9 protein-coding genes are annotated in these 11,630 nt (G+C 55.6%); 6 read left to right on the forward strand and 3 right to left on the reverse strand.

The annotated features are described in order from the left end of the window. Positions 1–20 precede the first annotated feature (20 nt). A complete protein-coding gene (locus tag LQK91_RS03900; RefSeq protein ID WP_003852670.1) occupies positions 21–233 on the forward strand; it encodes a DUF1272 domain-containing protein in 213 nt (70 codons plus the stop codon). Positions 234–510: 277 nt separating this feature from the next. Further along, entirely contained in the window at positions 511–1,158 is a 648-nt protein-coding gene (locus LQK91_RS03905) for a metallophosphoesterase (protein WP_105099116.1), read from the forward strand. 1 nt (position 1,159) lies between these two features. Here LQK91_RS03905 and rsmF read toward each other — a convergent pair whose 3' ends face one another. The 3 genes from rsmF to yebS all read right to left on the reverse strand — a co-directional run bounded on the left by rsmF (position 1,160) and on the right by yebS (position 6,738). Beyond that, positions 1,160–2,587: a 16S rRNA (cytosine(1407)-C(5))-methyltransferase RsmF gene (gene rsmF, locus LQK91_RS03910; RefSeq protein ID WP_003852672.1), complete on the reverse strand. Its 1,428-nt coding sequence runs from the start codon at positions 2,585–2,587 to the stop codon at positions 1,160–1,162. A 304-nt stretch (positions 2,588–2,891) separates the two neighbouring features. Further along, entirely contained in the window at positions 2,892–5,525 is a 2,634-nt protein-coding gene (locus tag LQK91_RS03915; protein ID WP_003852673.1) for a PqiB family protein, read from the reverse strand. Next, positions 5,494–6,738, reverse strand: coding sequence for a membrane integrity lipid transport subunit YebS (gene yebS / locus LQK91_RS03920; RefSeq protein WP_003852674.1), 1,245 nt, complete (start codon positions 6,736–6,738; stop codon positions 5,494–5,496). Before yebS ends, LQK91_RS03915 begins: the two co-directional genes overlap by 32 nt. A 213-nt stretch (positions 6,739–6,951) precedes the next feature. Here yebS and LQK91_RS03925 point away from each other — a divergent pair, with 213 nt between their 5' ends. The 4 genes from LQK91_RS03925 to htpX all read left to right on the forward strand — a co-directional run bounded on the left by LQK91_RS03925 (position 6,952) and on the right by htpX (position 11,438). Beyond that, the gene (locus LQK91_RS03925; RefSeq protein ID WP_003852675.1) at positions 6,952–7,452 is read left to right on the forward strand and encodes a GAF domain-containing protein; all 501 of its coding nucleotides are present in this window, start codon (positions 6,952–6,954) and stop codon (positions 7,450–7,452) included. A gap of 96 nt (positions 7,453–7,548) precedes the next feature. Beyond that, on the forward strand, positions 7,549–8,253 hold the full coding sequence (proQ, locus tag LQK91_RS03930; RefSeq protein ID WP_003852676.1) for an RNA chaperone ProQ: 705 nt from the start codon (positions 7,549–7,551) through the stop codon (positions 8,251–8,253). A gap of 19 nt (positions 8,254–8,272) precedes the next feature. After that, positions 8,273–10,312 carry a carboxy terminal-processing peptidase gene (gene prc, locus LQK91_RS03935; protein WP_003852677.1) on the forward strand — a complete coding sequence of 680 codons (2,040 nt, stop codon included), beginning with the start codon at positions 8,273–8,275 and terminating at the stop codon, positions 10,310–10,312. 244 nt (positions 10,313–10,556) lie between these two features. Then, a complete protein-coding gene (htpX, locus tag LQK91_RS03940) occupies positions 10,557–11,438 on the forward strand; it encodes a protease HtpX (protein ID WP_003852678.1) in 882 nt (293 codons plus the stop codon). Positions 11,439–11,630: the final 192 nt, after the last annotated feature.

Genomic DNA, 11,630 nt, shown 5'->3' on the forward strand with positions numbered 1-11,630 from the left:
ACTTCTTCAGGAGTCACTCTATGCTGGAACTTCGCCCCAACTGTGAACGCTGCGATGTTGATCTTCCGCCATCCTCTCTGGCGGCTCGCATCTGCTCGTTTGAATGCACATTCTGCGCTGACTGCGATGAGCATCTCGCGCATATTTGTCCCAACTGCAGCGGCGAACTGGTGCGCCGTCCGGTGCGTCCGGCAGAGAAGTTGCAAAAATACCCGGCTAAACTGCGCAGTTGATCTCAAATGACAACGAAAATGTTTCGGACAGAATAGCCTGTCGTCTCTGATGTCGTTATCATAAATTACGTCCCTTACAGAGCTACCACCTTAACTGAGTGCCGGAGATAAGCGCCGGAAGGGACGCACTTCTTGACCACCATTATTTCTCTTTCCCCAATAGCCTTACACTCTCTGCCTGCTTCCTTTGCACTCTGCTTTCTTTTTCCCCATGCCGGTTCAGGTTGAGCTCTGACTATACTTTGGGGATATTTTCAGCAGAGAGGCGGGGGCAGCGATGTGTTACCACGTCCTGAATGGCGCGAAGTGGCGGCGGATCTGGGTCGTTGGCGATCTGCATGGTTGCCGTCGCGAACTGGATCTATTGCTGGAGCAGCATAAGTTTGATCCGCAGCAGGACTTACTGATTTCGGTTGGCGACATTATCGATCGCGGGCCGGACAGTCTGGGTTGTCTGGCGCTGCTGCAGGAACCCTGGTTTCGCTGCGTGCGGGGAAATCATGAGGAGATGGCACTTTCGGCGTTGCAGGGGCGGGAGATGGCGCTCTGGCAGATGAACGGGGGGGACTGGTTTTTTCGTCTGCGTGGTGCGGCGCTGATCGCGGCACGTCACGCGCTGCGCCGCTGCCGCGAGCTGCCGCTGATCCTTCATCTGCAACTCGGCGAGCGCATTATTGTCATTGCTCATGCGGATTATCCTGCTCAGGAATACGCGCTCAATAAGCCACTCGACTGGCAACAGGTGGTCTGGAGCCGTCAGCGGCTGGAGGGTATTGAGTCAGGTGAACAGGCAGGCATCCGTGGCGCGGACGCCTTTTACTTTGGGCACACGCCACTAAAACAATCGCTGACGATTGCCAATCTGCACTATATCGATACCGGTGCAGTGTTTGGCAATCATCTGACCCTGCTGCGACTAAAATGAGTTACCGGAACAGGCGTCCGTCGCGAACCAGTTCACGTGGGTAGCTGTTCTTGATGCGGGTACCGACTTTCTTTGCCAGCCCCAGCGGCTGGTGCTGATACGTCACAATCATCTCGTTGTTTGCGGGTGCGGTTTCCGGATAGATATCCCGGCCGCGATACCACTCTTCCGCCTCTGCCGCCGTTAGCTCAAAGGTCTGCGTCGTATCGGGCTGCGCCAGTGCAATCACCGCTTCATGTTGCCAGCGATAGCCTTTGGCAAACGTTTCTGCCAGCTTCAGGCCAATGCGTGAAAACCGCACTTTGCCAAGCAGCGGGGTGACGGCTTTAGGGAATAGCCAGATCTCTTTATCACGCTGCCACAGCTCCAGTGAGTCATCCCATCTTATAGAGACGGCCGCGGCGGCCTGCGCGATCTCACTTTCCAGTTTGCGGCTAAGGTGAGAGAAGGGCAGCTTACCGACTTTATAACCTGGCACTGGAAGGGGCTCGACCGATGCGGTTTTACGCAGACGGGCCACGAAGAAACCTTCGCTGTCGAACATCTGCGGGAAGACATGCAGATAACCTTCTGGCGTCGCGGCCTTTTCGGCACCGCTAAACAGCCCCTCCAGCGGCACGACCTCAACTGCATCCGGGTAGCGCTGCAACAGCCAGTCAATCACCTGCTGATTCTCAATCTGGTTCAGGGTACAGGTCGAGTAAACCAGCGTGCCGCCCGCTTTGAGTGCGTGAAAGGCGCTGTCGAGCAGATCGCGCTGAGTATCGGCGATCGCTTCTGTGCTGGCCAGCGACCAGTTTTTCAGCGCGTCAGCATCTTTGCGAATCACCCCTTCGCCGGAGCAGGGCGCGTCGAGCAGGATGGCGTCGAACTGTTCCGGCAATGCTGGGCCAAATACCCGCGCGTCAAAGTGCGTTAAGGCACTGTTGCTGACGCCGCAGCGGCTGATGTTGGCGTGCAGCACTTTTACCCGGCTGGATGAGAATTCGTTTGCCAGGATAACGCCCTGATTGCCCATCCGCGCAGCGATCTGGGTGGTTTTAGAACCCGGCGCCGCCGCCATATCCATCACCGCGCTGACCTCTGGCTGAGCGTCAAACAGGGCGGTTACCGGCAGCATGGAGCTGGCTTCCTGAATGTAGAACAGGCCGCTGAGGTGCTCAGCGACGCTGCCCAGCGGCAGGCTCTCATCTTCCCGGCTGATCCAGAATCCCTCTTCGCACCACGGCACGGGCGTCAGCTGCCAGCCATAACCTGCAGTCTGGCTCAGGAAATCGGCCACGCTTATCTTCAGGGTATTGACGCGAATACTGCGGCGCAGGGGTTGCTGACTGTACGCAATAAATTGCGCGAAGCTCGCCTCATCGGGCAGGCTCTGACGCATTAACGAGAGAAAATCGGCGGGGAAAAACGAAGAAGCTTCGGACACGGGCACATTCCAGTTAAGGCAAAGGCGGCAGTGTATCATGCGGAAAGGAAACGGGCAGCCTGACTGCCCGTTTGAGGCTGCTGACAAATCCAAATCAGGGTGAATCTGACCGCAACGGATAAACTCAACGCGCAGGGAACACGGGCAGAAGAGGAAAGCGTCCCGCGCCAGGGACGGCGAGGGCAGGGCATCCCTGGCATGCTCAGCGCGGCCCATCCCTGGGCCGCGATGCTTTGCTACAGGCGTATACTCCCATCGCTTTACGTTTTGAGCCGTCTGAAAGAAGCGGCCCGTTCAGACTCAATTAACGCGGAGACGGAATCGCCGTTCCCCAGTTACGCCACTCTTTCGGCGCTTCATCCTGCAGCAGGAAGTGTTTATCCGGATTCGCCTGCGGTGCCAGCGGCACCGTCGGCGGCGTCGCAAACTGAATGCCACCGCGAATAAACTGCTGGAAGGTACCGGTTTTCACCACGCCGCCCACCAGGCCGAAGTCGAGGTTGTAACCGGACGCCTGCCAGAACACCGAGTTATTACGCACCAGATGCTGGTACTTCTTACTGATGCGCAGGGCGATCTGCACGCGATCTGCCATCGTACCCAGCGAGGTGCCGGTCACCGTACCCACTTCGACACCGCGGAACAGCACCGGCGTGCCCAGCGACAGCGAGCCTGCCTCCGTGGCATCAACATAAATGTTCAGGCCATTCAGGTAACGTGAATCGGTGATCGTGCTCTCCTGCAGCTCGAAGGTGCGCACCGCACCGCCTTTGCCTGGATCCACGTTAACGTAAGGCTGCAACAGGGTTTCCAGATGATTCACTCCGGTGGCGGAAATCTCCGGTGAAACCACGGAGAAACGGCTGCCGAGACGGGCGAAATCATTCACATACTCCGGATAGAGCACCGCTTTCGCTACGACCTGGTTGTTATCTTTGCTCAGCGACAGTGACTCTACCTGGCCGACATTAATTCCCAGATAACGAATCGGCATACCGGCCGAGAGCTTACTGGCGTCGTAGGTGTGCAGCGTAATCTGACTGCCCACCGCGCGTGCCGCCGTCTCAGACGGATAGAGCACGCGTTTTGCCCCTTTGGCCGACTGCGCACCACTCATATTGTCGAAGCTGATTGCGCCTTTCAGCGCACGGTTAAGCGGCGATGCCTGCACCGTCAGGCCGCTGCCGTTAAGGCTCACACGTGCGCCGCCCTCAGCCCAGAACACGCTCTCGCTGGTCAGTAGCTTGCGATATTCCGGCTGGATGTGGACCGCAATATCAAAGGCATCCGCGCGCGGTGTGACTTTGACAATTTCCCCCACCTGATACTTGCGATAAAGCACGACAGAACCGGCCTGCACGTCAGGCAGGCTGTTGGCGGTCAGCGTCAGCGTTGTAGAAGGGCCATCACCTGTGATGCCTTCTTCCGCTTTTTCAGCATCAGCGAACAGCGGATAGGCACTTTTCGGCTCACCTTTTTTGCCCGGATCCAGCCGGATACCGCCATCCACCCACTCACGGGCGCTGGCGCCTAACACCTGCATGCCATCAAGGCCAAACTTCACATCAAGGCGGCTGTTAACGATAAATTTGCTGTCGCCATGCACCAGATCGCGATTTTCAGGATTAACCGCCACCACGAAGTTAACGCCATTTTCATCCAGCGAACGTGATATCACCTGGCCAATCTGCATACCGTGCAGCATCAGCGGCTGGCCCTGGTCGATACCATAACTCTCCGGTGCACTGAGTTTGACCGTCAGCACGTTAGGTTTCTGCAGCAGGGTCTCGCTGGATGGCAGCACGGTGAAGTGCTGTTGCGGCTCGCCTTCGCCAGGCACCAGTTCCAGCGTGTTGCCGGTCAGCAGGGAGCTGAGGCTGGTATCCGTCAGGCTGATTTTCGGGCTGTGCATCTCAATGCGGGTGCCGCTGCGCATCAGACCCACCACGGAAGGATCGATGGTCAGCTCGCCGGTGACTTTGCCGCCATCCAGCAGGTTCAGTTTGGTCAGTGTGCCGACCTCCAGGCCCTGATACATCAGCGGAGTGCTGTCTGCCTTAAGATTTTTTCCGTCAGGCAGGTCCAGTGTGATCTGAACGCCACGCTGACTGTGTGCCAGATCGGGATAGAGCCGGTAATTCTGCTCCGCTTTGGCGGTTTCCGAACCCTGAGGGGAGTCAAACGCAATTGCACCATTCACCAGCGCTGCCAGGCTCTCCAGCTGGACTTTAGCGCCGCTCAGGCTGACGTCAGCATTGACGCCCGACACGTTCCAGAAGCGGCTGTTGGTCTTCACCAGATTGATAAAGCGACGGTCAATCAGTACATCAATTGCCACACCATCAGCCTTATTATCAATGCTGTAGTCATAAACACGGCCAACCGGAATTTTGCGGTAATAGACCAGCGAGCCGGTATTGAGCGAGCCAAGATCCGGCGCATGCAGATGAATCATCAGTTCGCCGGTATTCACGCGATATTTAGGCTGAGTATCCAGCGCGGTAAACGCCTCGCTGGGTTTACCTTTGCCTGGCATCATCCCGATATAGTTACCGCCGACCAGCGCATCCAGCCCCGACACACCTGCCAGTGAGGCTTTAGGCGTCACCAGCCAGAACTGCGTGTCTTCACGCAGCGCGTCGCGCATATCGCTTTTGATGCTGGCTTTAATCTGAATGCGGCGATAATCGTCGCTGAGATTAATGCCCTGCACGGTGCCCACTTCCACACCCTGATACCGGATCGGTGTGCGGCCCGGCACGATACCATCCGCCGTCTGGAAATTGATGGTGATGGTGGTGCCGCGCTCCTGATAGTTAGCCCAGAGCAGCCAGCCTGCGATGAGCATCGCAATGATCGGCAGCAGCCAGAAAGGCGAAATTTTACGCTTATTGCGCAGCGTGGCGTTAGTCGGTGTAGTCGGCGTTTCCTGTTGCATGTGCATCCCAGAGCAGGCGGCTGTCCAGCCACTCAACAGACATAATGGTCAGGATGACGGCCGCGCCAAAAAACAGCGCCGCCGGTCCCATGGTAAAAGCCAGCAGCTGATCACGGTTGACCAGCGACATGGTTAACGAAATGACAAACAGATCGAGCATTGACCAGCGGCCAACCCAGGTGACAAAGCGCAGTAACCTTATGCGGGTTCTCAGCCCCTGTTCACAGCGAAAATGAATACTGAGCAACAGCGTCAGCATCACCAGCACCTTGATAAAGGGCACTAAAATACTGGCGATAAAAACAATTGCTGCCACCGGAATGTTGCCTTCAGCCAGCCCCAGGATGCCGGAAAAGATCGTGTCTTCACGCCGTGAACCATTCAGATAAACCACGGAAATCGGCATCAGGTTCGCAGGTATCAGCAGCACAATCGAGGCGATCAGTGCGGCCCAGGATTTCTGAAGGCTGTGACGGCGCCGGAAGTCGAGCGGCGTATGGCAGCGCGGGCAGCGGCCCCGTTCATCGGCTACGCCCGTGTTGTGACAGTTCAGACAGACCTGCATCTCGTTGCGGGCCATATTGCCGGGACGTTGCGGGTAGAAATGCTCCCACAGCTGCTCAATATTCAGGTGGATCATCGTGAGCACGCTCAGTACCGTCAGGGCAATGTAAGCTGCCAGCCCGTAACCGATCTCCAGCGACGCATAGTCCTGCACTTTAATCGACGCCACGGCGATGCCGATCAGATAGATATCGAGCATGACCCACTCTTTCAGCTTCTCCAGCATCAGCAGCACCGGTCGCAGGTTCATACCAAGCTGATGACCAATGCCGAGATAACAGATGCCAGCCACCAGCGTCACCGGTGCGCCGATGGTGCAGAACGCCACCATTGAGGCGGTCAGTACATCACCCTGCTGGGTCATCTGGATCACGCCTTCCAGCACGCTGGCATTGATGCGCATGCCAAGCAGCCGGATATCCACCAGCGGCAATGAGAATGCAAAGGGCATCAATACCATCATGGTGGCGGCCATCGCCATAAGGCGAGTCATTGACCAGTCCCGACCACTGAGAATCTCGGCGTTACAGCGCGGGCAATAAGCCGACTGATGCGATTTCACATCCGGTAAGGAAAAAAGGGTATCGCATTGCGGGCAACGCTGATAACGTGCGTGAGGCAATGTCTGGCTGATAGCGTGAATTTTCATAGGGTGATGCAATCTTCGCTCTTCAGAAGTAACAGATATCGGTCATTAAGACATTGTCTGTGTGCCTGTCTCGGGCATCACGCTTCGATCCACAGAATGCTAAGGGTATAGCAACTAACGCTATGATTCACCTTGTGGCTCTGGATATTTAAAACTTATTTTTAACGAACGGTCTGTATCTCCTGTACAGATGTCATTGGTAACGGTTGGATAATGAACAAAACTGCCTTTTACGCCGATTTGAATCGCGATATGCGCGCCTTACTGGCGGGAGAAACGGCGTTCCTCGCCGCGATGGGAAACTTCAGCGCGCTGCTGTATGAACGTCTCGATGGCGTGAACTGGGCGGGTTTCTACCTGCTGACGGAAGCCGATACGCTGGTTCTGGGTCCTTTCCAGGGCAAAATTGCCTGTGTGCGCATTCCGGTCGGTAAAGGTGTGTGTGGCACGGCGCTGGCAGAAGAAAAAGTGCAACGCGTTGACGATGTGCATGCCTTCCCGGGCCACATTGCCTGTGACGCTGCCAGCAATGCTGAGATTGTGATTCCTCTGAAAGTGAATGGCACGGTGGTTGGCGTGCTGGACATCGACAGCGTGACATACAATCGCTTTGACAGCGAAGACGAATCGGGGCTGGTCACACTGACTGATGGGCTTTGTGAAGTGCTTGCGAACAGCGACTTAGAAAAATATCTGCAGCTGACGCGCAGCTAATCGACTGGATCACATGGCATTTAGCGATGTTGTCATTATAATGTCGCCTGTTCATGCCTGCGCTGGTCGGCAAACCCGTTGTAATCAGGAAATTTCATGGAAAATCAACCTAAGTTGAATAGCAGTAAAGAAGTCATCACTTTTCTGGCGGAGCGCTTTCCGCACTGCTTTAGCGCTGAAGGTGAAGCGCGTCCGCTCAAAATCGGTATCTTTCAGGATCTGGTCGAGCGTGTTCAGGGCGAAATGGGTCTGAGCAAAACACAGCTGCGTTCCGCGCTGCGTCTTTATACGTCAAGCTGGCGTTATCTGTACGGCATTAAAGCCGGTGCTATCCGTGTCGATCTCGACGGCAACGCCTGTGGCGTGCTGGATGAGCAACACGTAGAGCATGCACGCAAGCAGCTGGAAGAAGCGAAAGCCCGCGTCCAGGCGCAGCGTGACCAGCAGCGCGCTGCACGTCGTGAAGCCGGTGAAAGCGAAGAGGGCGCAGCACCGCGTCGTCCACGCAAGCCCGCGGCTCGTAAGCCTGCAGAAGGTGACGCTGCGCGTAAACCGCGTCCGCAGACCACTGCAGCACCGCGTGCGACCGCTTCACAGCATCGCAAGCCAGCCCCACGTCCGGAGCAGGAAGCCCGACCCATCACTGATACCTCAACTTTGCAACCCGGCCAGAGTATTAAAGTTAAAGCAGGCAAAAGTGCGATGGACGCTACCGTTCTTGAAGTATCAAAAGACGGCGTTCGGGTCCAGCTCGCTTCCGGCATGGCAATGATTGTGCGCGCAGAACACTTGCAGTTCTGAAACGGAGGCTAACCCCGGCATGAACACCCTTTTTAAAGTTGGACTTATTGCGGGCCTGCTATTAGCAGGCCCATCCTTCGGCGCAGAGAACATTACGCGCGCCGACCAGATTCCCCAGCTTCACGAAGACCCGCAGGATCCCACTGTCAGTGAGCGCGTCACGTCGCGCTTTACCCGTTCCCACTATCGCCAGTTCGATCTGGATCAGAACTTTTCAGCGAAAATTTTTGATCGCTATCTGAACATGCTCGACTACAGCCACAATGTGCTGCTGGCATCGGATGTGGCGCAGTTTGCCAGCAAAAAAACCACCGTGGGCGATGAGCTCCGCAGTGGCAAGCTGGATCTTTTTTACGATATTTATAATCTGGCGCAGAAGCGCCGTTTTGAGCGCTATCAATATGCGCTGACGGTGCTGGCGCGTCCGATGAATTTCAGCGGCAATGACACTATCGACATTGACCGCGCCAAAGCGCCATGGCCGAAAAATGAGGCTGAACTAAACGCGCTCTGGGATGCCAAGGTTAAATATGACCAGCTGAGCCTGAAGCTGGCCGGTAAAGACGACAATGAGATTCGCGACGTTCTGACTAAGCGTTACAACTTCGCGATCCGCCGTCTGGCCCAGAGCAACGGTGAAGATGTTTTCCAGCTGGTGATGAACGCTTTCGCCCGCGAAATCGATCCCCACACCAGCTATCTGTCGCCGCGTAACACCGAGCAGTTCAACACGGAGATGAGCCTCTCTCTGGAAGGCATCGGTGCGGTTCTGCAGATGGATGACGACTACACCGTGATCAACTCAATGGTGGCAGGCGGTCCGGCAGCGAAAAGCAAAGCCATTACCGTTGGCGATCGCATTGTGGGTGTCGGGCAGCCAGGCAAGCCAATGGAAGATGTTATCGGCTGGCGTCTTGATGATGTTGTTGCAAAAATCAAAGGGCCTAAAGGCAGCAAAGTGCGCCTGGAAGTTCTGCCAGCCGGTAAGGGCACGAAAACCCGTACTGTCACGCTGACGCGTGAGAAAATCCGTCTGGAAGACCGTGCGGTGAAGTTGACCATTAAAAATGTCGGCAAGCAGAAAGTCGGCGTGCTCGATATTCCTGGCTTCTATGTCGGTCTGACCGACGACGTGAAGGTCCAGCTGCAGAAATTGCAGAAACAGAACGTCGACAGCGTGGTCATCGACCTGCGTACCAACGGCGGCGGCGCGCTGACCGAAGCGGTATCCCTTTCCGGCCTGTTTATTCCGAGTGGTCCGGTGGTGCAGGTTCGCGACAACAATGGTCGGGTGCGCGAAGACAGCGATAACGACGGCGTTGTTTACTATAAAGGTCCGCTGGTGGTGCTGGTCGATCGCTTCAGCGCCTCAGCCTCTGAGATCTTCGCTGCCGCGATGCAGGATTATGGTCGTGCAGTGATTGTTGGCGAGCCAACCTTTGGTAAAGGCACCGTTCAGCAGTATCGCTCTCTGAACCGCATCTATGATCAGATGCTGCGTCCGGAGTGGCCAGCGTTAGGCTCCGTTTCTTATACCATCCAGAAGTTCTATCGCATTAACGGCGGCAGTACACAGCGCAAAGGCGTCACGCCGGATCTGCTGATGCCAACCGGCGTAGAAGCGGCTGAAACCGGTGAGAAATTTGAGGATAACGCACTGCCGTGGGACAGCATCAAAGCGGCAACCTACACCAAAACCGGTGATGTTAAACCGCTGGTTGCGCAGCTGACGAAGCAGCATGCTGATCGCATCGCACAGGATCGCGAGTTCCAGTACATCATGAAGGACATTGCCCGTTACAATGCCCTGAAAGATAAGCGCAATATCGTGTCACTTAATCTTGCTCAGCGCGAGAAAGAGAACCACGAAGATGATGCATCACGACTGGAGCGCATCAACGCGCGCTATCAGGCAGAAGGCAAAAAACCGCTGAAAAACCTGGATGAGCTGCCGAAAGATTATAAAGAGCCGGATCCGTATCTCGACGAGACCGTGAAGATCGCAAATGATCTTGCCCAGCTGGAGAAATCCCAGCCAGACGCACCCGCGGCGAAATAAGCCGCTGTTGCCAGAAAAAGCACCGCTAAGCGGTGCTTTTTTTTGCGTCCGTAAAAGTTTCCATTAACCAATGATTAGCGCGCGAGAAGCCGCCTGCAGGCTGGGTTGCTCATCAGGCGTGTCAGAATGTAAAGTTATGTCTTTTTAGGCACTTAAACGTTAAGGTTGCTTGAAAAGCAGCCCAATGCCCATAGGATATGGATCCGCGTATAGGCGCGTGAACTACTGAGGAAGATTAACAAAAATGATGCGTATTGCTCTTTTCCTGATGACCAACCTGGCTGTGATGTTGGTATTCGGGCTGATTCTCAGCCTGACAGGGATCCAGTCAAGCAGTGTTCAGGGCCTGATGATCATGGCAGGCCTGTTTGGCTTCGGCGGTGCGTTTGTTTCACTGCTGATGTCGAAGTGGATGGCGCTGCGATCGGTTGGCGGTGAAGTGATTGAACAGCCACGCAACGAAACCGAGCGCTGGCTGGTGGATACTATTGGCCGTCAGGCCCAGCAGGCGGGCATTGCGATGCCACAGGTCGCAATCTATCACGCACCTGACATCAACGCCTTTGCGACCGGCGCACGACGTAACGCCTCACTGGTTGCTGTCTCAACCGGTCTGCTGCAAAACATGAGCCGTGATGAAGCGGAAGCGGTACTGGCACACGAAGTGTCGCACATCGCTAATGGCGACATGATCACCATGACGCTAATCCAGGGCGTGGTGAACACCTTTGTGATTTTCGTTTCACGCATTCTGGCGCAGATCGCGGCAGGCTTTATGTCCGGCAACCGTGATGGTGAGGAGAGCAGCAACGGCAATCCGCTGGTCTACTTTGCGGTGTCGATGGTGCTGGAACTGGTGTTTGGTATTCTCGCCAGCATCATTACCATGTGGTTCTCCCGTCACCGTGAGTTCCATGCCGATGCCGGTTCAGCGAAGCTGGTGGGTCGTGAGAAGATGATTGCGGCGTTACAGCGTCTGAAAACCAGCTATGAACCGCAGGAGCCGAGCAGCATGATGGCGTTCTGCATCAACGGCAAAGGCAAATCATTCAGTGAGCTGTTTATGTCGCATCCGCCGTTAGATAAGCGTATTGAAGCACTGCGCAGCGGTCAGTATCTGAAGTAGCACTAAGCAGAGCAAATAAGGCGACCCGCGGGTCGCCTTTTCTGTTTTAGAAATCAGCATCAGATTGAATCTGACAGCAATATCTTAGCTCCAGTATCTTAGCTCAAAGAGCAGGGAACCCAGAGAGAGGAGGATAACGTCCCGACGCCTGTACAAAAACGCCGGGAGCGTTTTTAAACAACGCAAAGCGTT

This window comes from Pantoea sp. MHSD4 (assembly GCF_021043305.1).
GTDB lineage: Bacteria > Pseudomonadota > Gammaproteobacteria > Enterobacterales > Enterobacteriaceae > Pantoea > Pantoea eucalypti.